The 22820-nt window shown below is 54.5% G+C and carries 20 protein-coding genes; 1 reads left to right on the top strand and 19 read right to left on the bottom strand.

Annotated features, from left to right (window positions below):
- Position 1: 1 nt before the first annotated feature.
- From FRY98_RS27995 to FRY98_RS27960, 8 genes are all read right to left on the bottom strand, one after another.
- On the bottom strand, positions 2-526 hold the full coding sequence (locus FRY98_RS27995; RefSeq protein ID WP_249043550.1) for a Mini-ribonuclease 3: 525 nt from the start codon (positions 524-526) through the stop codon (positions 2-4).
- Positions 511-1920: a cysteine--tRNA ligase gene (gene cysS / locus FRY98_RS27990; RefSeq protein ID WP_148458014.1), complete on the bottom strand. Its 1410-nt coding sequence runs from the start codon at positions 1918-1920 to the stop codon at positions 511-513. Before cysS ends, FRY98_RS27995 begins: the two co-directional genes overlap by 16 nt.
- A 104-nt stretch (positions 1921-2024) precedes the next feature.
- Positions 2025-2780: a serine O-acetyltransferase gene (gene cysE, locus FRY98_RS27985; protein WP_148458013.1), complete on the bottom strand. Its 756-nt coding sequence runs from the start codon at positions 2778-2780 to the stop codon at positions 2025-2027.
- 698 nt (positions 2781-3478) lie between these two features.
- Positions 3479-3949, bottom strand: a complete 471-nt coding sequence (gene tnpA, locus FRY98_RS27980; RefSeq protein ID WP_148458012.1) for an IS200/IS605 family transposase — start codon at positions 3947-3949, stop codon at positions 3479-3481.
- Positions 3950-4554: 605 nt separating this feature from the next.
- Positions 4555-6021 carry a glutamate--tRNA ligase gene (gene gltX, locus FRY98_RS27975; RefSeq protein WP_148458011.1) on the bottom strand — a complete coding sequence of 489 codons (1467 nt, stop codon included), beginning with the start codon at positions 6019-6021 and terminating at the stop codon, positions 4555-4557.
- A 55-nt stretch (positions 6022-6076) separates the two neighbouring features.
- The gene (ispF, locus tag FRY98_RS27970) at positions 6077-6565 is read right to left on the bottom strand and encodes a 2-C-methyl-D-erythritol 2,4-cyclodiphosphate synthase (protein WP_148458010.1); all 489 of its coding nucleotides are present in this window, start codon (positions 6563-6565) and stop codon (positions 6077-6079) included.
- Positions 6562-7281, bottom strand: a complete 720-nt coding sequence (gene ispD, locus FRY98_RS27965; protein ID WP_148458009.1) for a 2-C-methyl-D-erythritol 4-phosphate cytidylyltransferase — start codon at positions 7279-7281, stop codon at positions 6562-6564. Before ispD ends, ispF begins: the two co-directional genes overlap by 4 nt.
- Positions 7282-7361: 80 nt before the next feature.
- Complete coding sequence (locus FRY98_RS27960; protein WP_148458008.1) at positions 7362-8450, bottom strand: PIN/TRAM domain-containing protein; 1089 nt, start codon at positions 8448-8450, stop codon at positions 7362-7364.
- 205 nt (positions 8451-8655) lie between these two features.
- On the opposite strand from FRY98_RS27960, the gene FRY98_RS27955 reads away from it, so the two are divergent.
- Positions 8656-9051 (top strand): nucleoside triphosphate pyrophosphohydrolase family protein, encoded by a 396-nt coding sequence (locus tag FRY98_RS27955; RefSeq protein ID WP_148458007.1) that lies wholly within the window; start codon positions 8656-8658, stop codon positions 9049-9051.
- A 76-nt stretch (positions 9052-9127) separates the two neighbouring features.
- Here the strand turns inward: FRY98_RS27955 and pssA are convergent, their stop codons facing one another.
- From pssA to FRY98_RS27900, 11 genes are all read right to left on the bottom strand, one after another.
- Entirely contained in the window at positions 9128-9859 is a 732-nt protein-coding gene (gene pssA / locus FRY98_RS27950) for a CDP-diacylglycerol--serine O-phosphatidyltransferase (protein ID WP_148458006.1), read from the bottom strand.
- A gap of 53 nt (positions 9860-9912) precedes the next feature.
- Positions 9913-10989 (bottom strand): DNA integrity scanning diadenylate cyclase DisA, encoded by a 1077-nt coding sequence (gene disA / locus FRY98_RS27945; RefSeq protein ID WP_148458064.1) that lies wholly within the window; start codon positions 10987-10989, stop codon positions 9913-9915.
- Between the two features lie 13 nt (positions 10990-11002).
- Complete coding sequence (radA, locus tag FRY98_RS27940; RefSeq protein WP_148458005.1) at positions 11003-12370, bottom strand: DNA repair protein RadA; 1368 nt, start codon at positions 12368-12370, stop codon at positions 11003-11005.
- Between the two features lie 238 nt (positions 12371-12608).
- Complete coding sequence (locus FRY98_RS27935) at positions 12609-13838, bottom strand: DHHW family protein (RefSeq protein ID WP_148458004.1); 1230 nt, start codon at positions 13836-13838, stop codon at positions 12609-12611.
- 14 nt (positions 13839-13852) lie between these two features.
- Positions 13853-15262: an MBOAT family O-acyltransferase gene (locus tag FRY98_RS27930; protein ID WP_148458003.1), complete on the bottom strand. Its 1410-nt coding sequence runs from the start codon at positions 15260-15262 to the stop codon at positions 13853-13855.
- Between the two features lie 271 nt (positions 15263-15533).
- Positions 15534-16772 (bottom strand): sensor histidine kinase, encoded by a 1239-nt coding sequence (locus tag FRY98_RS27925; RefSeq protein ID WP_148458002.1) that lies wholly within the window; start codon positions 16770-16772, stop codon positions 15534-15536.
- Between the two features lie 15 nt (positions 16773-16787).
- Entirely contained in the window at positions 16788-17489 is a 702-nt protein-coding gene (locus FRY98_RS27920) for a response regulator transcription factor (RefSeq protein ID WP_420819716.1), read from the bottom strand.
- Positions 17490-17643: 154 nt separating this feature from the next.
- On the bottom strand, positions 17644-20088 hold the full coding sequence (clpC, locus tag FRY98_RS27915) for an ATP-dependent protease ATP-binding subunit ClpC (RefSeq protein ID WP_148458001.1): 2445 nt from the start codon (positions 20086-20088) through the stop codon (positions 17644-17646).
- Positions 20089-20123: 35 nt separating this feature from the next.
- Positions 20124-21182, bottom strand: coding sequence for a protein-arginine kinase McsB (locus FRY98_RS27910; RefSeq protein WP_148458000.1), 1059 nt, complete (start codon positions 21180-21182; stop codon positions 20124-20126).
- 12 nt (positions 21183-21194) lie between these two features.
- On the bottom strand, positions 21195-21719 hold the full coding sequence (locus FRY98_RS27905) for a protein-arginine kinase activator protein McsA (protein WP_148457999.1): 525 nt from the start codon (positions 21717-21719) through the stop codon (positions 21195-21197).
- Between the two features lie 51 nt (positions 21720-21770).
- Positions 21771-22229, bottom strand: coding sequence for a CtsR family transcriptional regulator (locus tag FRY98_RS27900; RefSeq protein WP_148457998.1), 459 nt, complete (start codon positions 22227-22229; stop codon positions 21771-21773).
- Positions 22230-22820 lie beyond the last annotated feature (591 nt).

The following is a 22820-nucleotide window of genomic DNA, read 5'->3' as shown; positions in this document are numbered from 1 at the left end:
CTCAAGTTCGATCCTGCTCCAGCTTGGCAAAGCCCTGTGCAAGCAAATCCCGCATGCGGTCATGCGCTCCCGTGTAGTACAGATATCCGACCAGGCATTCCAAGGCGGTCGCGTGCCGGTAATCCTGCACGTTCGCGTTTTTGGGAACGGTGCCGGATTTGGCGTTGCGGCCCTGCCGGACAACGTCCCTTTCCTCCTCGGTCAGCTGCGGCTCCAGCAGGGCCAGCAGCTTGGCCTGGGCCTTGGCGGAGACGTATTTGGTCGACTGCCCGTGCAGGTGGTGAGGCCGGAGATTCGGCCGGGCCATCACATGCTGGCGGACGGCGACCTCATAGACGGCGTCGCCGATATAAGCCAGCGCGAGCGGCGGCAGCAGCCGGGCCGGCTTAGCCGGCGGCTCCGGGAACCAGAGCGCCGCCGGTTCGGGCGCGGCCGGCTGCGCATCCGCCGGGGCGCCGGGGCCTGCGGCGGCGGACCGCTCCGGCTCGCCGCCGGTTGGTCCCGGGCCCGTCATTTGCGCCGCCATCTCATGCCCTGCGGCGTATCCTCGAGCAGGATGCCCTGCTCGTTCAGCAGATCGCGGATTTCGTCGGCCCGGGCCCAATTTTTGTTCTTCCGCGCTTCCGCCCGCTCCGCGATCAGCGCATCGATGTCCTCGTCGAGCAGCTCCTGCTCCGCTTCCCCGGCGATGCGCAGCACGCCGTTCATCTCCGCGAACAGCTTGTGCGCCGCCTCCAGATCGGCGCGGGACACCTCCTGTCGCTGCAGCAAGGCGTTGACCTCGCTCACCCATTCAAACACCGCCGTAATGGCGTCCGGCGTATTGAAGTCGTCCTGCATCTTGGCGTGGAACGTCAGCCAGATTTCGCGCAGCTTCTTCTCCCATTCCGGAGTCGCTGCACCGCCGTCCTGCGCGTCTGCGGACTCTTTCATCCGGTAGCGCAAGTTGTTCAGGGCGTTTTCGATCCGCTCCACGCTCCGCTCGGCTTGCAGCATCGCTTCATCCGAGAAGTTCAGCGGATTGCGGTAGTGGTTCGACAGCATGAAGTAACGGATCGCTTCGCGTTTGTAGCGCCCGCGGAGGTCCTTGACCAGAACGCCGTTGCCGAGCGACTTCGACATTTTTTCCCCGCCGATGTTAACGTAGCCGTTATGCATCCAATAGCTGGCCAGAGGCTTGCCGGTCAACGCCTCCGATTGGGCCACCTCGCATTCATGATGCGGGAACTGCAGGTCCTGTCCGCCGCCGTGGATATCCATCGTCTCCCCCAAATGGTGGCGCGCCATCGCCGAGCATTCGATATGCCATCCCGGCCGTCCTTTGCCCCAAGGGCTGTCCCAATGAATTTCCCCCGGTTTCGCGGCTTTCCAAAGTACGAAGTCCTCCGGATTTTCTTTGCGTTCGTCCACTTCGATGCGGATGCCGAACTGCAATTCCTCGATGTTTTGGCCCGAGAGCTTGCCGTATCCGTCGAATTTTTTGGTCCGGAAAAAGACGTCCCCGCCGCTTTCATAAGCATAGCCTTTGCTTTCCAGCTCCCGGATAAACGCGATGATCAGATCCATGTTCTCCGTAACCCGCGGGTTGGCCGTCGCTTTGGGAATGCCGAGCCCCTCCAGATCTTCATAGTAGGCATCGATAAACAGCGAGGCGACCTCAGGTACGGTCAATTTCATTTCTTCGGCTTTTCGGATCAATTTGTCATCCACATCCGTGAAATTGACCACGTAATTGACCTCATAGTTTTGATTTTCCAAATAGCTGCGAACGACGTCGAAAAAAATCACCGGCCGCGCGTTACCGATATGGATATACCCGTATACGGTCGGGCCGCACACATACATGCTGGCCTTTCCCGGTTCCCGCGGGACGAAATTCTCCTTCATTCGCGTCAGCGTGTTATAGATTTGCAGCGCCATAATCACGATTCCTTTCCGCATTAAGTTCCTATGGTTATAGTTATTATACCCTGGATTCCCTGCTGGCACCGCCGTTCTGTCGGCCGCCCGAGCTGAATTCAAGACTAGCGTTTTCTCTCCAGCGCTTCTTCCGGCTTCTCTTGCTTCTCTTGTTGCTCTGGTTGCTCTTGTTGCTCCGGCTCCTTATGCATCTCCTTCGTCCCATAGATCCCGCTGTGCTCACCCTGCCGTTCTCCCCGCAGGCGCTCCACTTCACTCTGGAGCCGTTCGATCTCCAATTGAAGCGAGCGCAGCGCATCGACGACCGGATCCGGAAGCTGGTGGCTGAGGCGGTCCAGACGTTTACCGCCCTGCCGGACCACTTTGCCCGGGATGCCGACGACCGTGCTGTCGGCGGGGACTTCCTTCAAAACGACCGAATTGGCTCCGATATTGCTCTGATCTCCCACCTTAAACGAGCCCAGTATCTTCGCTCCGGACCCGATCACGACGTTGTTGCCGATGGTCGGATGGCGCTTGCCTTTCTCTTTGCCGCTCCCGCCCAGCGTAACCCCCTGATAAATCACCACATCATCGCCGATTTCACAGGTCTCCCCGATGACCACACCCATGCCGTGGTCGATGAACAGCCTGTTCCCGATTTGGGCACCAGGGTGAATTTCGATACCCGTGAAAAACCGGCTGACCTGGGAAACGATGCGAGCCAGCGTAAACCACCGCCTGCGGTACAAGGCGTGAGCGATCCGGTGGCTCCAGATGGCGTGCAGGCCGGAGTAGGTGAACACCACCTCAAACCAGCTTCTGGCCGCGGGATCGTTTTCGAATACCGCCTGGATATCGGATTTCATTCTTTTAAACATAAGCGTTCCCCCTCTTTCTGCTTACGTCTTTTCCTGGTCCGTGTAACGCTAACCCCCACCCCGGTAAGTTGAGGAAACTCCTCGGCCGCATTAGCGGTCTTTTGGGCCGTTATTTGGGCCCGATTCGGCTCCACGGGCATAATAGCGGTCAAAAACGGCCTTATTTCTCTGGCGTGAGCTCAAAAATCCGGTTTTTGCCCGACTTTCTCTAAAATAAGGCCCCAAATGACCTCTATTTCACACCGAAAAGCCAAATTCGACAAAATAGCGCCTTAAAAGACCCTTATTCACCTGACTGGCTTCCGACGGAAGCTGGCTGGCTATCGAAGCTCGCCGCCCTGCCCTGGCTCCTACTCTGCTAAGGGGCGGCGTCGCCGACGCCTGCAAATTTCCCCCGCGGCCCGTCGTACGCGCCGGGCCGGTCTTACCCCTTGTCTCTATTCGCACGGATTCCTCCCGGTATTTGCCTGAATCCGTTATCCCGGTACTCAGCCCGGCCCTCGGTCATCTCGGTCATCCCGGTCATCCCCGGCAAAAGCCGGATTCCTGGAATTTGCCGCCTACAAGTCATAACCACCGGCTTAGCCGGTGGCTTCCATCAGCCCTATAAGGGCATGGTACTAGCAAGCGCCTAAGAAGGCGCACTGAAAGTCTGCCAACCGCGAGCGGTCTCGGGCATGCCCCTTAAAGGGGCTTTTTTACTTGCCCTTTCCTACCGACTCACCCGTAAACGGGTCGAACAGTTCTTTCATCGTGAGTTGTTCGTAGTTCTTATCTTCTGTTAGCTGATTCCGAATGTATTCGGCGATCACTTTCCTGTTACGTCCTACCGTATCCACAAAGTATCCTCTACACCAAAACTGTCGATTTCCGTACCGATACTTTAGATTCGCAAACTTATCGAAGATCATCAGCGAACTTTTTCCCTTCAAGTATCCCATAAATTCCGACACACTTAACTTAGGAGGGATACTTACCAGCATGTGAATATGGTCTGGGCATGCCTCCGCCTCATGAATCTCCACACCTTTTCTCTCACATAGCTCTCGAATGATTTTTCCGATTTCTCTTTTTAATTTCCCATAGATCACTTGTCGTCTGTACTTTGGCGCAAATACGATATGGTATTTGCAGTTCCAGCGTGTATGTGCTAGACTGCTCTTATCCATTTCCCTTGTCCTCCTTGATTTCATGATGCGGTTGGCAGACCGGCTATCATTTTATCATAAAGGTCAAGGGATTTTTACTCATAGCTATAAGCTTTCCTGAACCCCCAGTCAAACTGGGGGTTTTCTTCGACAAAAAAGCGCCCCTGCAGCTTTCGCTGCAGAGACGCCGGCTTATGTGCGTGGTTCCACTCTGCTTCGGATAGACGGTTTGACCGGAGCCCCCGCTTGGATCGAGCGGCTTGAAATATGCCGCAGATCTGCCCGCGTGGCTTGGTTCCGCCGACAATATGCCGGCGTCTTCCCGCGGTCTGTCGCTTCGTCCGGCATGCCGAACGCGGATTCCCGGGTTCTATCCCTCACTCTCGCCCTTAACGCGGACGATACGTCAGCCTCTACCCGCCCCAATAATGGCGCGCTCGACGCTGCGGCTCACGGGTGCATTTCCGCCGCGCGTATTGGGATAACTCTCAGCCTCGGCCGCGCCTTAAGCGCGGCTTCCGGTTATCCTCTCTGGCCAATACGTACGCGATGCGTACTTCTCCCGATCTCTGCCTTTGTCCTTATCTTACATGATTGCCTGTAAAACTGACAATAAAGATTTCATGCTACGCCCCGCGGATTTGCGCTTTTAACCGGTCGATGACGCGGTCGCGGCCGAGCAAATAAATCGTCTGATTCAAATCGCGGCCATGCGTTTGTCCGGTCAAGGCCACGCGGATCGGCATAAAGAGCCCTTTGCCCTTGGCGCCGGTTTCTTTCTGTACTTCCTTGATCCAGGCGGCGATTTGCTCAGGCTTGAACTCGGCGGCGGAGGAAGCCTCCACCTTGCCCAGGAAAGCGTTCATGACTTCCGGCACTTGCGGCTCCGCCAGTACGGCGGCGGCCTCCGCATCCATCTCCAGATGGGTGCGGAAGAAGAGATCCGACAGCTCCACGATGTCCGAAGCCGCCGTCATCTGCTCCTGGTACAGGGCGACGAGCGCCTTCGCCCAGGTTTCCTGCTCCGGCGTCAATTCCGCCGGCAGGCGGGACGCCGACTGAAGGTGCGGAATGGCCAGAGCGGCCACCCGTTCCGGATCGGCGTTTTTGATGTAATGATTGTTGAGGTGAGCCAGCTTATGCTTGTCGAAGACCGCCGGGCTGCGCGACAGGCGATTCGCGTCAAAGATCGAAATCAGCTCTTCACGGGAGAAGATTTCCTCTTCCCCTTCCGGCGACCAGCCCAGCAGCGCGATAAAGTTAAACATCGCTTCCGGCAAATAGCCCAGCTTATCGTATTGCTCGATAAACTGGATCACCGATTCGTCGCGTTTGCTCAGTTTCTTATGGTTCTCCCCGACGATCAGGGTCATGTGCCCGAACCGCGGCGGCTCCCAGCCGAAAGCCTCGTAAATCATCAGCTGGCGCGGGGTGTTCGAGACATGGTCTTCCCCCCGGAGCACATGCGTGATTTTCATCAAATGGTCATCGAGCGCCACCGCGAAATTATAAGTCGGGATGCCGTCTTTTTTGACGATAACGAAGTCGCCGCTGATATCCGATTCGAAGGTGATCGGTCCTTTGACCAAATCATCGAACGTGTAAGTGCGGCCTTCCGGAACGCGGAAACGGATGCTCGGCACCCGGCCCTCCGCCTCGAAAGCGGCGCATTGCTCCGGCGTCAAATCCCGGTGCTTCCCGGAATAACGCGGCGTTTCGCCGCGGGCGATCTGCTCCTCGCGCTCTTGTTCCAGCTCTTCTTCCGTACAGTAACAACGATAGGCCAGACCGCGGTCGAGCAGATCCTGCCAGTATTTGCGGTAAATCTCCAGGCGTTCCGTCTGGCGGTACGGCCCGTACTCCCCGCCGACGTCCACGCTCTCATCCCAGTCGATGCCGAGCCATTTCAAATAGGTCAACTGGCTCTCTTCCCCGCCGGCGATATTCCGCTTTACGTCCGTATCCTCGATACGGATGATGAATTTGCCTCCGTGATGTCTGGCAAACAAGTAATTAAACAACGCCGTTCTGGCATTGCCGATATGTAAATGCCCCGTAGGACTCGGCGCATAACGCACGCGAACCTCCGTCATTGCAATCCCCTCCCGTATTTATCCTTCTTCCGGCATCAGAGATACCCTTACAATCCTATGATGATAGCACATCGGAGACCAGGCATACAATACATTGCGCCGCAATCCCCTCGCCGCGCCCGGCAAATCCGAGATGCTCGGTCGTCGTCGCCTTCACATTGACCCGCCGTGCGTCCGCTCCCAGCGCTTCCGCGATAATTTCCACCATCCGCGGAATGTGCGGCGCCATTTTAGGCGCCTGCGCGATGATGGTCGCGTCGAGATTGCCGAGCCGGTATCCGCGCTCGCCGGCCATGTCCCATACGCGGCGCAGCAGCACAAGGCTGTCGGCGTCCTTAAAGGCCGGGTCCGTGTCCGGGAAATGCCGGCCGATATCGCCCAGCGCGAGCGCCCCCAGAATAGCGTCGCTCACCGCATGCAGCAGCACGTCGGCGTCCGAATGGCCGAGCAGTCCTTTCTCGTACGGGATGGTGACGCCGCCGATGATGCAGGGCCTGCCCTCTACCAACTGATGCACATCAAATCCTTGTCCAACCGCGATCATGAATTATCTCTCCCCTGGATTTCTTGTCGTTTGATGAAAATTTCCGCCACATCCAGATCTTCCGGCGTGGTGATTTTGATATTGCGATAGCTGCCCTCCGCAACGAACACGGGAAGGCCGAGCCGTTCGATCAACATCGCATCGTCCGTCCCGATGAACCCGTCGGCTTCCGCATCCTCATGCGCCCGCAGCAGGTCCGACCGCCGGAAAGCCTGGGGCGTCTGTACGGCCCACAAGCTCGTACGATCCGGCGTGCCCGTAACCTGTCCCCGCGCATCAACCTGCTTGATCGTGTCCTTCACCGATACGGCCAAAATCGCCGCCCCGTGCCGGACGGCCGCCTCATAGCAGGAGGTCACCTGCCCGCTCGTGACAAAAGGGCGGACGCCGTCATGCACCAGTACCCAGGGCGTGCCGATTTCCCGCAATCCCCGGTATACCGAATGCTGACGTTCCGCCCCGCCCGGTATGACTTTTACCTTTTTCGTTATGCCGTACTCGTCGATCCAGGCTCGGCACCGTTCCACATCCTGCTCCCCGGTCACCAGCACCATTTCGCGAATCAAAGGATGGCGGTCGAAGACCTCCAGCGTGTGAACGATAATCGGCTTGTCCCGAAGCGAGAGAAACTGCTTGCTCTCCTTCGTCCCCATGCGCGTCCCCCGGCCTGCCGCCACGATAATCACCCCGGCGTCCGGGATGGTCGTTGTCTCCATAAGTTCTGCCTCACCCCGATAAGGAAAATAGGGGTCAACTCCCGTTCTTTTTCGCCCCATGTATTCCCATCATACCGAATTTACTGGGCTTTTTCCAACAGTTTCGGTTTGGCGAAGATCATGCGGCCCGCCGAAGTCTGCAGGACGCTCGTGACGAGCACTTCGGTGACGCTGCCGATAAAATCGCGCCCCCCCTCGACGACGATCATCGTGCCGTCATCCAGATAAGCGACGCCCTGTCCATGTTCCTTCCCGTCCTTGATCACCTGAACCATAATTTCCTCGCCCGGCAGGACCACCGGTTTGACCGCATTGGCCAAATCGTTGATGTTCAGTACCGAGACCCCTTGGAGCTCGCATACTTTGTTCAGGTTAAAGTCGTTGGTGACGACTTTTCCCTGCAGCACTTTGGCCAGCTTGACCAGTTTGCTGTCGACCTCGGAGATTTCCTCGAAATCCCCTTCATAGATCAGCACTTTAACGTCGAGCTCTTTTTGGATTTTGTTCAGAATGTCCAGCCCCCGCCGGCCGCGGTTCCGTTTCAACAGATCCGAGGAATCCGCGATATGCTGAAGCTCCTCAAGCACAAATTCGGGGATCACGACCGTTCCCTCGATAAACCCGGTTTTGCATATGTCGGCGATCCGGCCGTCGATAATGACGCTGGTGTCCAAAATTTTGTGCTCCTCCAGACGGCGTTCTTCCTCCTTGCCGCCGGTCGCCCATTTTCCCGAAACCCACATGGAAGAGAGCTCTTCTTTTTTCTCCAGAGCCACATACAACCCGATATAGCCGAGCAGGGTGGAAACCGCAAACCGGGCAAAGCTCTCCAAAGAGCCAAGCCAGGACAAAACGGGGTAGACCATTAAAGAAAGAAGAAGTCCTGCAGTCAGTCCGGCCGCTCCGGCCGCCATGTCCTTCATAGGGATTTGGGTTAAGGAAGCAATCCATTTCCGCACTCTGGCGGAGACGGCATCCGCGGCAAGCGAGAATGCGAGCAGAAACAGACCCGCACCCGCAGCGGCCAGCAGCAGCGAACCCGCGACCGGACCCATTCCGTCAATCCAGCTCCGCAGCGGTTCGGGAAATGCGCCTGACGCCCCTTTCGTCGTGTACCCGAACCATGCGCCGCAAAGCCCCGCCACGATCAATAACCATTTTTTTAGCATGACGCTCTTCACCTCCTGATAGATATCCTCTTTATCCAGTATGATCCAATTTTTGGCGGCGTAATCGGGGGAACGTCAACTTTTTTTCAGTATGGAAATCCCATCCAAACCCGGAGAGAAGCCGTGTGGTGCGGCATTTCTGGTTGATCCCGGGGAAAAGGTGGCATATAATGAATTCAATTCATAATATTGAGGTGGATGGAAAATGAGCGCACCAAGCCTTCAATCTTTTCAAGACCAAGTTTCCGAACTGTTGCTCCGTCACCGCAGTCTGCTGGATGTCATGTCGAAATTGGGACAAACCAACGCCGCAGCCGTCCGCTCCGTAACCAAGGCGATCACGGAATGCGGCTGTATTGAACTTCACGCCACCAAGCAGGAATTCGAACCGGGTTTAAGCCTCGAAGAGGCCAAAGAACGAATCGGCCGGCACGTCCAAGGGGAATTGTGCGAGAACTGCCGCGATGTCATCAGCAACGAACTTGGACGCAGCTTATTTTATACGTCCGCGCTTTGCAATTTGCTGGGAATTCAACTGGAGGAAGTCCTGGAAAAGGAGTCGCAGAAATGCTCCACCCTGGGGCTGTTCAATATGTCTTGATCTCTTTTTACGCCCATAACGCCAAAGAGCACTGCCATTCCTTTGTGGAATGCAGTGCTCTTTATGGTTTAGGCGGTTATCTTTTGGGCCCGAACAGCCTTTCGGAGTCGTCCTCTTCCCGCCGTTTCCGGCGCAGCAGCCTGTCGATATTCTGTTTCAAACCGTATCCCGCATAGATCACCAGGGGGACGAAGATCAGCTTGGAGGTTTCATCCGGAAAAAGAACGGCGATCACGACCGCAAGAACGACGACAAAAGGAGTCGCGATCACGGCTTTCTTCGGAAGGCCGAGCTTCTTGAAGTTCGGGTATCTGACCGAGCTGACCATCAGGTAGGATAACAGCAGCATGGAAATGATGAAGTAAGGTGCCGTAATATCCTTATGGAACAAAGACAGCGTCGCCACGACTCCGCCGGCGGCCGGAATGGGCAAACCGATGAAATAGCCGGGGATCCCTTTTTGTACGTTGAATCGGGCCAGCCTCAGTGCCCCGCACATCGGAAAAATCGCGGTGACCGCCCAGGCCAATCCCGTTTGCGGCAAGCTGTGGAAGGAAATCACATACATGATAAGTGCGGGCGCAATGCCGAAAGAAATGATATCCGATAAGGAGTCCAACTGCTTGCCGAATTCGCTCTGACAATTCAGCGCTCTGGCGACCCGGCCATCCAATCCGTCAAGCAGCATGGCGACAATGACCATGATCGCAGCCAAGCTGTATCTACCGTCAAGCGCAAGCATCATGGCCAACATTCCGAGAAACAGGTTACCCAAGGTAAACAGGTTCGGAATTGATTTCGTGATCATTTTTTCACCTCAATTGATATTGCTCTAACATACATCCATTGATTGTAGGAGAATTAAATTTGCCTGTCAATGAATACCTGTTCTTGAAGCCGCTTCAATCCTTCCTTGATTGCCCGGGCACGCACCTCGCCGATGCCGTCGACTTCATCCAGTTCCTCGATCGTAGCCGTCAGGATGTTCGGCAGTTCGCCGAATCGCTCCACCAGGTTATGAATGATGACATTCGGAAGGCGGGGGATCTTGTTCAGCACCCGATATCCCCGTGGAGAAATCAGCTCTTCCGATGTAGCCGCCGAAGTGGGATAACCGAGCAGCCGCGTAATATGGTTATCGTCCAGCAGTTCGTCGTCGGTGGAACGTTTAAGTCCCAGGATGATTTCACGGATCGCTTCATCGCTGTCATCCTTCGCATAATCCTTATAGAGCAGCCAGGCCTCTTCTTCCATGTTGCTGACCAGCTCTTCCATCTGCATGCTGATCAGCCGTCCTTCGGTACCCAGTTCGTTAATAAACCGTTTGATTTCCATCTTGATGCGGATGACCATTTCCACCCGCTGAATGACATTGATGACTTCCGGTATTGTAACCAGTTCTTCGAACTCTGACGCAGTCAAATTGGTCAGGGTTTGATTGAGAACCGCCCTATATTTCTCCAGCGTTTGAATCGCCTGATTCGCTTTCGTCAGAATGACGCCGATTTCTTTGAGCGCGTATCTTAACCCGCCCTGATATAACGTGATGATGTTCCGGCGTTGGGAAATCGAAACGACCAGTTTCCCGGTCTGCTTCGCTACCCGTTCGGCCGTCCGGTGGCGAATGCCGGTCTCCGACGAAGAGATGGAGGAATCGGGGATCAATTGAGTGTTCGCGTATAAAATCCGTTTCAAGTCCTCGCTCAGGATGATTGCCCCGTCCATTTTGGCAAGCTCATACAAGTAGTTTGGCGAGAAATCGCAGTTGATGGAGAATCCGCCTTCGACGACCTCCATCACTTCCGGGCTGTAACCGACGACGATCAGACCGCCCGTCTTGGCCCGAAGCACGTTCTCAAGCCCGTCGCGAAAAGCGGTACCCGGCGCAACGAGCCTAAGCAGTTCATTCATTTTCTCCGCTTGGGTTGATTCTTTCATCATTTAGTGCCCCCTAATCTAACGCAACCGCTAGCGCATCTGCAACGGTATTCACACCGATTAATTGAATTTCCTTGGGCCCCTTCCAGCCCTTCATGCTCTTCTCGGGAAGGATGACCCGTTTGAAGCCCAGTTTGGCCGCTTCCTTCACCCGCTGTTCCGCCCGGGATACGGCCCGGACTTCACCGGTGAGCCCCACCTCGCCGAAAAAGACATCGAACGGCTTGGTCGGCAGATCGCGGAAACTGGAAGCGATGCTGACGGCAATCGCCAAATCGACGGCCGGCTCATCCAGTTTGACGCCTCCGGCCAGATTCACGTAGGCATCCTGATTTTGCAGGAACATGCCCATCCGCTTCTCCAATACCGCAATAATCAGATTCATCCGGTGGTGATCCACTCCGGTAGCCATTCTCCGCGGGGAAGGGAATTGGGTTGAGGCGATCAACGCCTGGAGTTCCACCAGCATCGGCCGGGTTCCCTCCATCGAAGCCACCACCGTAGATCCCGCGACGCCCAGAGGGCGTTCGGACAGGAACAATTCGGACGGGTTCGCCACCTCATCCAGCCCCGCTTCTTTCATTTCAAAGATCCCGATTTCATTGGTCGATCCGAAGCGGTTCTTCACGGCGCGCAGCAAACGGTAAGAATGATGCCGCTCTCCTTCGAAATACAGAACGGAATCCACCATGTGCTCCAGCATACGCGGACCGGCGATCGCCCCTTCTTTGGTAACGTGACCTACCAATACCGTGGCGATCCCCTGCCCTTTGGAGATGCGCATAAAACGGGCGGTGCATTCCCGTACTTGTGAAACACTGCCGGGCGCACTCGTCACTTCCGGCAAATAAACCGTTTGAATCGAGTCGATGACCAGAAAATCGGGTTTCACCTGATCGATGGCCTCCTCGATCCCGTCCATGCTGCTTTCGCAAAGCACGTAAAGCTCGGGAGACAGCGCCCCGAGCCGTTCCGCCCGCAGCTTGGTCTGCCGGGTCGATTCCTCCCCGGAGATATACAGCACCCGCAGCCCCGCCTTCGCCATTTCATGGGATGTCTGCAGCAAAAGCGTGGATTTCCCGATCCCCGGATCCCCGCCTACCAAAATCAAGGATCCGGGGACCACTCCACCGCCCAGTACGCGGTTCAGCTCGGCTATCCCGGTTTGGATCCGCGGCTCTTGGCCGCTCTCTATATTTATGATCGGAAGCGGTTTTTCTTTCGTATGAAATAAACCCGAAGTAAGGCCCTGGGTTTTCACCACTTTCTCCGTTTCCTCCACCATCGTGTTCCAAGACCCGCAGCCCGGGCATTTTCCGTACCATTTCGGCGATTCGTAACCGCATTCGGTACAGAAAAACTTTGTTTTTACTTTAACCATTTATCTCTCCTTCTCCGCACTGCAAAATTTGACAAACCTTGCAGGCCGCGCCGCAGAGGCGATATTAAAAGTTTACCATTCTTTGAGGTGAACTGGAAGCATTTCCGGGCAGATCGGGAAAGGTTATAAAGCGGAAAAAAGCAGCCCAAAGCACAAGCTTTGCAAGCTGCCTTTACCCTATTCATCGGCGAAAACGTTGGAATTTTGTAGCAATCGGGGCACTTTTGTTTTTTCCATTTTACATTTGCTTATCGATCAGTTGAGCGATCCCCGTGCTTCGGGCGACCGTCGAGTTGTTCAGGAACAGGACATCGGTAATTTCGTGCTCCTTCACAAACTCGGTCAGACTCCCCGTATAGAAACGGGGATCGATGTAATAAATCGATTCAAAATGCGGGATCAGAAACGGAATGAAGGCATTGGCATAGGAGTCTTTAATCACGGCGATTTTTCGGCCGTTGTTCCGTTCCGTTTGAATCTCGCCCCAGGGAAAGTCCCCTCCCAAAAAAACGGCATATCCGCCGCTCGCCTTGGCGTAACGCGGATCGACGATTTTTCCCGGAAGAGGCTGCCCCTTGGTGGAGTATCGGGTGTATTCGTATTTTGAACCGGGTTCATAATATTCAATGGTGTCGGGATGTGCTTTTAGTTTAGGGCTTAACGTAGCCTTGTAGGCCGTGCCCAAAAAGCCTTCTATCCGCCCTTTGGCGTAGGAATCGAGCGGCACGGGAGTTTCACCCAGCTCTTTCATCAGCTCGGCATACGCATAATAGGCGCCCAAGGCCGTCCAGTGATGGTCGGTCCCAAAGTAAATCTCTTCCTGTTTGTGCCGATCCAACGCTCCGTAAACGTCTATCCGGCGGATCTCGGGATCCAGCGATGCATTAACGTGATGGAAAGCGTTCTTTTGCGAATCGGAAAGCTTCTGGTAAGACGCCTTCCCGATAAATTCGGACGAGGTAGGCGCCAGCATGGAATACACCCCAACCTTCGGATCCACCGCCGCCTTAAAGCGGTTTAACGCCTTGGCGTACGCCTCGGCCGCTTCTTGAGAATATGCGAAAAGCGTGTAAGCCCGATCCTTATAAATCAAATATTGCACCTCTTGCCCCGCCCCGGCGGCCGCACTGCCATCCTTAGCCGCTGTATCCAGCTTCTGGGCCGTGTTATCGCCGCCCTGCTGAATAATCTTCGCCTCATTGTCCGGCAGTCCTTTATATTCCACAAGAGCTGCGCCAGCTTTGGCCATCGGCGTGCGAAACGCGAAATGATCCGAGAAATAATCATCGAATTCCCTCGTGAATTCTCCCGAAAAAAATCTTTCCCATGAAAAAGCGGGCCACTTCGTCAGCGTCCGCTGTTCCAACGAGGATACGTCCCCGGATTGGGGATAAGCCAGATTGAGGATACCTAAGCCGAAGATGACCAGCAAAAAGAAAAGAGTATTCCAAATATAACGAAATTTCATCCTGATCCTCCTCGTCAAAACCGGTAGTATAGAAACGGATTATACGAACTTCCGACAAGTAAAATCGTGGCGAGAATCAAAACCGCCACATTAAACACCTGGCTTCCGGCGACGACCAGTCCCCTCCCGAGTTTTGAGGAAGAGGCCGCCAGCTTTTCAAGTCCCCGTGCAACCAACGGCGTCGAAAGCAGGATTGCTGCGAGAACCAGCAGCAGATTGTCGCGGATATAAAATTCCAACTCCAGATTGGCGAAATCCCGGTGGTTGAGTCCGAACATCGTCAGAAGCGCCTGAATCCCCTGGGAAAGGTCGGTGAAATAAAACCATACCCAGCCCACCAATATCACGATGACCGCATAAATATGGGAGAAAAACGCAGGAATGCGGGCCAGCCATTTTCCGAGAAATTGGCGCTCGATATAAATCAACATCCCGAAATAAAGTCCCCAAATGATAAAATTCCAGCTCGCCCCGTGCCAGAAACCGGTCAGAAACCATACGACAAACAGGTTGCGCAGATAAAACCTCTGGTTCCCGCCCAACGGGATATACACATAATCGCGGAAAAATCCTCCCAAAGACATGTTCCAGCGCCGCCAGAATTCCCCCGCGGACTTGGAGACATAGGGATAATTGAAATTTTCCCTCAGATTAAAGCCGAACATTTTGCCCAGACCGATCGCCATATCCGAATAGCCCGAGAAATCAAAATAAATCTGCAAGGCGAAAAGAATGATTCCGAACCATATGCCCAGCACGGAAGATGACGCCGAACTCGGGGTTAGCAGCTGCGCGGCCGTCTCCCCAAGCAGATTGGCCAGCAGCACCTTTTTCCCCAGTCCCACCATGAAACGGGATATCCCCGCGCTGAATCCCGCCAGGGTGACTTGCGGACGCTCGATCTGTTTTTCGATATCCGTATAACGAATAATCGGGCCGGCTACCAGATGCGGAAAGAAGGAAACATAAAAAAGCACTTTTTTCGGCGATCGTGGAGCGCTGATCGTTCCTTTATAGACGTCGGTCAAATAACAAATCAATTCAAAGGTAAAGAAGGAGATGCCGATCGGCAGCTTCACTTCAGGAACCGGAATGTCCACCGGCAGCAACAGATTCAAGTTATCAACCAGGAACCCGGCGTATTTAAAAAATCCCAGCAAACCTATGTTCACGACGATAGAGGCGACATAGAGCCCTTTGGACGCCCAAGTCCCTCTCGTCCGCTCGATGCCGAGCGCAAACACGTACCCGATCAATGAGGCCAATAGCAGCAAAATGACCCAAAGCGGTTCTCCCCACGCATAAAAAACATAGGAGAATATAATCAATACCCAAATCCGGTATCCCGCATGTTTGGAGATAAAGTAAGCCGCCAATAGAATTGGCAGGAACAGATACAAAAAAATCAAGCTTGAAAAAACCATAGTACTTCGTAGCTCCCCTCTATCTTTAGACACCCGAGGAGAAGTATAAAAGAGGAAGCTTAACATTCTTTACAGCAAATCTTAATAAACTCTTACAATTTGCTTGTGATATAAAAAACGGCGATATCTTCTTTTATCCCTCTCCATAGAATTAGACGGACAAGCTGCTTAAAAGGTTAGCAAACCCGCTAATTCGCATTCCTGACGATTGCGGTGACCGCATTCTATTATAACGCTTTTCCTAACACCCCGAACGCTTTTTTTTCATAAATTACACCCCGGCTAAGGGAAAACGTGCCTCGAACACGGTGCGTTGAGGGTTGCTCGTTACCGAAATTTGTCCTTCATGAACTTCGACGATGCTCTTGGCGATGGCCAGCCCCAGCCCCGTTCCACCCGTCGATTTCGAGCGTGAGCCTTCGACGCGGTAGAAGCGGTCAAACAGAAAAGGCAGGCTGCTGGAGGGGATCTCTTCCCCGTAATTGGTAAACTTGACGCTGGCCCATCCCTCCGCCGCATCGACCTGAACGTCGACGTATTTTCCCTCGGCCCCGTATTGAATGGCGTTGCTCATCAGGTTTTCGAAGGCACGAACCAGCAAATCGCCGTCGGCCAGAATGGGCACTTCCATCCGGTCCACCGTAACTCGGCAGACCATCCCCGCCTGTTCCAGACTGGGTACAAATTCTTCGGCAAGCTGGCAGATGAACCCGACCAGATCCAGCTCCGATAGCTTCAGCGGCAGCCCGTTTCGGATCCGGGTGTACTCGAACAGCTGGTCGATCAGCTTTTTAAGATCCAGCGATTTCTCATAGGCAATGTTGACATAGTAACGCAGTTCGGTCTCATCCTTGTAGCGGTCTTCTTCAATCGCTTTGAGAAATCCCAGGATTGAAGTAAGAGGCGTCCGAAGATCATGGGAAACTCCCGTGATCAGGTCGTTCTTGGATCGCTCCGCCAGACGCTCCTCCTCGATGGAGCGGTTGAGCCGATCCGCCATATGGTTGATGCTCTCGGCAACCCTGGCCAGCTCTCCGGTCTGAAGGGGGATTTTTCGGTCCAGCCGCCCTTCGGCGATTTCCTCAAGCCCGCTAGTTATTTCCCGCAGCGACGAATGGAGCCCTTCCATCGCCCTGTTCAAATTTTCTGCCATATTCCCCAACTCATCGGAGGTACGCACCGGGATTCGCACATCGAAACGGCCCAGGCCGACTTCCACTAAAGTCTGGTCAAGCTCCTTTAAATATCGGGTCGTTCCCCGCGTTAACCACATATAGATCATAACGAATACCACGATACCTACGATGGCCATGGCCGACACGGATCCGATTTGCCGGATCACTTCACGGATCGCCCAGCGGAATGGCGAAACGAACGGGGACTCCGGCAGTTCAAGAATGTACGCCGCCAATTGATGGCATATGAACAGCGTGGACACCGTAAGCAAAAAACTGCCCACGGCAACCAGCAAAAACTTCAAACGCAGCGACATCAAGCGTTTCATGTTCATCGTCCGGACCCCTGCCTACTCAAGGTTTTCCATCTTGTAACCGATGCCCCAAATCGTTTTGATGAATCGGGGATGCTGCGGATCCTGTTCGATTTTTTCGCGCAGCCTGCGGATATGCACCATGACTGTATTTTTTGACTCCATATATTGTTCCTTCCATACTTCCTCATAGATTCGGTCCATGCTAAGCACGATGCCCCGATTGGAGGCCAGCAGCTTCAGAACCTCGAATTCCCGCGGCGTCAACTTGATTTCCTTCTGATCCACCGTTACTTTGTGCATGGCGGTATTGATCACCAGATCATCGATCACAATCTCGTCTTGTGCCGGAGGCCAGGCTTGTTTGGCAAATCGGTTGTAGCGCCTGAGCTGCGATTTCACCCGGGCAATCAACTCCAACGGATTAAACGGCTTGGTGACATAATCGTCCGCCCCGATGCTGAGCCCGGCAATTTTATCCATATCCTGACTCTTGGCCGACAACATGATGATCGGGGTGTCGCGCGCTTCGCGAATACGCATGCAAGCTTCAAGTCCGTCTAGTCTCGGCATCATCACGTCAAGGATGATCAGGTCCACCTCGTGAGACTGAAGCAGTTCCAGCGCTTCCTGGCCGTCCGAGGCCGTCAGCAGTTCATAGCCTTCGTTCCGCATATAGATTTCCATTAGCTTGATAATCTCTTTCTCGTCATCTACCAAAAGTATCTTTTCTCTCACAACAAACAAGCCTCCTTGATCACTATCATACCATTTCGTCAAAAAGGCTTCCTTTCCTCCGCGTTTGCTGCAAAACCGTGTTGAAATCGCTCGAAAATAAAAACGGACCTGCGGCAATGGCAGGTCCGTATCCAAATTTTATAGCCTTGCGGCATTAGGCGTTCTTTGAAAAGGTTCCGGTTCTCTCCACGGTCAGCGAGCCATCCTGCTCGTCGATTGTGAGCGAATCGCCTTTCTTCACGTGGCCGGTCAGCAGCTCCTCGGACAAACGGTCCTCGATATGCTTCTGAATCGCCCGGCGGAGCGGACGCGCCCCGTAGGCCGGGTCGAATCCTTCTTTGGCCAGGAAGGCTTTAGCCTTGTCGGTCAGCTCGAAATCGACATCGTACTCGCGCAGCCGCTTGCGAAGCTCCTCGGACATGAGGGTCACGATTTGACCGATATGCGCTTCCTCGAGCGAGTGGAAGACGATGATTTCATCGATCCGGTTGAGGAATTCCGGACGGAAGCTCTTCTTCAGTTCTTCCATCACTTTGCCCTTCATGTTGTCGTAATCCGCCCCGGCGTCGTCCACGGCGGTAAAGCCGAGCCGCGTATTCCGCTTGATCGCGTCGGCCCCCACGTTGGAGGTCAGGATGATCAGCGTATTGCGGAAGTCGACGACCCTGCCTTTGGAGTCGGTCAAACGGCCGTCCTCCAACACTTGCAGAAGGATGTTGAACACTTCCGGATGCGCCTTTTCAATTTCGTCGAGGAGCACGACGGAGTAAGGTTTGCGGCGTACTTTCTCGGTCAGTTGGCCGCCTTCCTCATACCCCACGTATCCCGGAGGCGCGCCGACGAGCCGGGCCGTGGAATGCTTCTCCATGTATTCCGACATGTCGATGCGAATCACGGCGTTCTCGTCGCCGAACATCGATTCGGCGAGGGCGCGGGCCAACTCCGTCTTACCTACCCCGGTTGGTCCAAGGAAGATGAACGAGCCCATCGGCCGCTTCGGATCCTTAAGGCCGGCACGCGCCCGGCGAATCGCCCGGCTGACCGCCTTGACGGCTTCATCTTGGCCGATGACGCGCTCATGCAGAATTTGCTCCATATTCAGCAGGCGTTCGGTCTCTTCTTCCTTCAGCTTGCTCACCGGGATTCCCGTCCAGCTCGCAACGACCTGGGCGATATCCTCCGGCGTTACTTCCGAGTCGGTCCGGCCCTGTTTTTCTTTCCACTGGTTCTTGGTGACGTCCAGCTCTTCGCGGATCTTTTGCTCCGTGTCGCGCAGGGCGGCCGCTTTTTCGAATTCCTGGCTTTGCACCGCGGCATCCTTCTCTTTGCGGATATCCTCCAGGCGGCTCTCCAGTTGCTTCAGATTCGGCGGTACCGTGTAAGAGTTCAGCCTTACTTTGGAGCCCGCCTCGTCGATCAGGTCGATCGCTTTATCCGGCAGGAACCGGTCCTGAATGTAGCGGTCCGACAGCTTCACCGCCTGCTCAATCGCCTCGTCGGTGATCTTCACCCGGTGATGCGCTTCGTAGCGGTCGCGCAGCCCGTGCAGGATTTGGATCGCTTCGTCCACCGACGGCTGGTCAACCGTAATCGGCTGGAAGCGGCGTTCCAGTGCGGCATCCTTCTCGATGTACTTCCGGTATTCGTCCAGAGTCGTCGCCCCGATGCACTGAAGCTCACCGCGGGCCAAAGCCGGCTTCAGAATGTTGGAGGCGTCGATCGCGCCTTCCGCGCCGCCGGCACCGATCAAGGTGTGCAGCTCGTCGATGAAAAGGATGATGTTCCCCGCTTGGCGGATTTCATCCATGATTTTCTTCAAACGGTCTTCGAATTCACCGCGGTATTTCGTTCCGGCTACCACCGAACCCATATCCAGCGTCATGACTCGTTTATCCCGCAGCGTCTCCGGAATTTCGTTGTTGATGATCTTCTGGGCCAGCCCTTCGGCGATCGCGGTTTTCCCGACGCCCGGTTCCCCGATCAGCACCGGATTGTTCTTCGTCCGGCGGCTGAGCACCTGGATGACCCGTTCGATTTCCTTGCTGCGTCCGATTACCGGATCCAGATTGCCTTCCTTGGCCGAGGCAGTCAAGTCGCGGGCCAGGCTGTCCAGGGTCGGTGTGTTCACATTGGCGGGCGCCCCATGGTGGCTCGAGACGGCTTCACTGCTGCCGAGCAGTTGGAGCACTTGCTGGCGCGCCTTGTTCAGGCTGATGCCGAGGTTGTTCAGCACACGGGCAGCGACGCCTTCGCCTTCCCGGATCAGGCCAAGCAGGATATGCTCGGTGCCGACATAGGTATGACCCAACTTCCGGGCTTCATCCATCGACAATTCGATGACTTTCTTGGCACGGGGCGTATAAGCGATATTGGAAGGCTGCTCCTGGCCGCGGCCGATCAGCGTTTCCACTTCGTCCTGGATTTTTTCCAGGCCCAATCCCAAACCGATCAGCGCTTTAGCGGCAATCCCTTCGCCTTCCCGAATGAGACCGAGCAAAATATGTTCCGTTCCGATATTGTTGTGCCCCAATCTAACGGCTTCTTCTTGAGCCAAGGCCAGTACTTTCTGGGCACGCTCCGTAAATCTTCCAAACATCATGTCTTCTGCACCTCCATAAATTAAGTCCGCTTCCGTTATTTACCCACTTTCTCGCGAATCAGCTTGGCGCGGTACATATCCCGCTCCCCAGGCGAAAGGTTCTCGCCGAACATCTTTTGCAAAAAGCCGGGCTGGGTCATGACGTTAAGTTCATTGAGCACTTGGGGAGGCACGTTATCTATTAACCCGAGATCCACCCCAAGCCGAACATCCGACAGCCGCTGTGCCGCTTCCTTTGAATCCATGATCGACGCATAGGACAATATCCCGTACGATCGCATCACCCGGTCGGTCATCCGCAGCCGGGATTCGGTAAGCAGCTTGTTGCGGGCGTTCTTCTCATGTTCGATAATTTGCAGGACCACGCCATACAAATTCTCAATAATTTCCGCCTCGCTTTGTCCTAGTGTAATCTGATTTGAGATTTGAAACAAGTTGCCCATCGCTTCGCTGCCTTCACCGTAAATCCCCCGCACCGTCAATCCCACTTGAGACACGGCGGAGAGAATCCGGTTGATCTGCTGCGTCAGCACCAGAGCGGGCAGGTGCATCATGACCGAAGCCCGAAGCCCCGTCCCTACATTGGTCGGACAACTGGTCAAAAAGCCCCGGTTGGCGTCGAACGCATAATCGACATGATCCTCGAAAATATCGTCGATCGCGGTAGCTTTTTCCCAAGCCTCCTGAACTTGAAGTCCCGGATACAGGCACTGAATTCGCAAATGATCCTCTTCATTGACCATAATGCTCAAGCTCTCATCCTCGCTGATGAAGGCGGCCCCTTTCCGGGATTCCCCCGCCAGGTTCGGACTGATCAGATGCTTCTCCACCAGAATTTTCTTGTCGAGCTCATCCAAATCCGCCAGCAGCACCGGATGCAGCTTGCCGTAGCCCAGCAGACGCTCGTCGCTTAATGCGCCCTGCAGCAGTCTGAGCACCTCTTCGGATTGCTGGTTGGTCGCCAGCATCGGAAAAGGATGATGAATCAGGTTGCGGGCGATGCGCACGCGGGTACTGATCACGATCTCCGATTCCTTGCCGCCCCGGCTCATCCATTCGCTTAACGGTTGCTGTGTAAAACGAATATTAGGCATTCTGCACTCCTCCTACTCTGCGGAAATTTGCTTCTCTAGCTCGCGAATTTGATCCCGAAGCGCGGCCGCTTCTTCGAACTCCTCCTGCAAAATCCGATATTGCAGCTCGCGTCGAAGGTCATCCAGCTTCCGCTTCACTTGGATGTGGCCTCCGGCCCGTTTCGGCACTTTCCCGACATGGACCGTGTTGCCGTGCACTCTTTTGAACAGAGGATCCAGACGGTCGTTAAAATATTTATAGCAGGAGCTGCAGCCAAACCGCCCGATTTTACTGAACTGAGAATACGTCAGGCCGCATTCCTCACAACGGATACTCTCTTTCGGTTTCGCCGCCGCTGCGGCTCCGGGGATGCCAGGATGGAAATCCATTAATCCCGAGAGCAGGTTATGGATCGAGAAGCCTCCGCTCGTACCCGGGATCATCTCTCCCTTCTCCCGCGCACATGCCTCACAGATGTGAAACTCGGTCTTCTCGCCGTTGACGATTTTTGTAAAATGTAGTGTAGCAGGGCGTTTACCGCATTCTTGGCATTGCATAGTTGTCCCTCCTCCAACAATGGATTGCCTTGGTTTCGTCGCTTGCTGTCATTAGCCGAGTAAGGAAATCAGCATCGCCTTCATAATTCTGGCGCGGATCTGATCCCGGTAAGGCAGCTTCACCATCAGCGCTTCCCTGGAAATCGCCGCCCTCATCAGCGCCGCTTCCCTCCTACTTAGAAAACGAGCCTCCTCCAGTTGATAAATAAGTCCTTCAGCAGCAGTCTGGCCGATTTCGTCACTTATCATCTGATGGAGGTACGTATGCAGGCTATTGGCACCCGGCAATTCGATTCGCCTGATGCGAACGTACCCGCCTCCGCCACGCTTGCTCTCCACCAAATACCCCTTTTCCAACGTAAAGCGCGTACTAATAACGTAATTAATTTGGGAAGGAACGCAGGAAAATTGCTCGGCGAGTTCGTTACGCTGTATTTCTATCGCCCCTTCAGGGCTTTCATGCAAAATGCTCTTAAGGTATTTCTCGATAATGTCGGAGATATTGCGCATCACCCATCCTCCATTACTTAATCGTTGCAACATACCGCGCCACCGTTAACAGGATCCGCAGTGACTATGCTTCACATGTATGAATAGTATTAACCGTATGCGACGGTTTGAATATGGGATGGTCATGATATGTTGACTTTGACTTTCTTTGACTTTAAATTCATTATAACACATTTTCCCGATTTGCCAAGAGGGAACGATTCGGTGTTTGGATGCCCCGTAAAAGTAGCTTATTCGTCCTCACTCTGTTATATAGAACTTCCTGTAAAATGTGAATTCCTGCAAATATGCAGGAAATTTTGGGGAGATAGCCCCTGCTAAGCGAAATTCCTGCAAATCTGCAGGCTTTTTTGCTGCAGGGGCTCCATTCGGGCGGACGGGCCGAAAATTCCTGCACTTTTGCATCTTTTTCACTTTTCGAGGCTGAAACGCTCGGAAATTCCTGCAGATTTGCAGGTATTTTATAGAGCATACTTCTGTGAGCATAGAAAAAGAGCGCTACCGCATCATACGGTAGTGCTCTTTCTCAGTTGCTTGGCGGCGTCCTACTCTCCCAGGACCCTTCGGTCCAAGTACCATCGGCGCTGGAGG

Source organism: Paenibacillus faecis, from assembly GCF_008084145.1.
GTDB classification, from domain to species: domain Bacteria; phylum Bacillota; class Bacilli; order Paenibacillales; family Paenibacillaceae; genus Fontibacillus; species Fontibacillus faecis.
The sequence above is the reverse complement of the archived record's forward strand: the minus strand, read 5'-3'. Positions and strand labels throughout refer to the sequence as shown.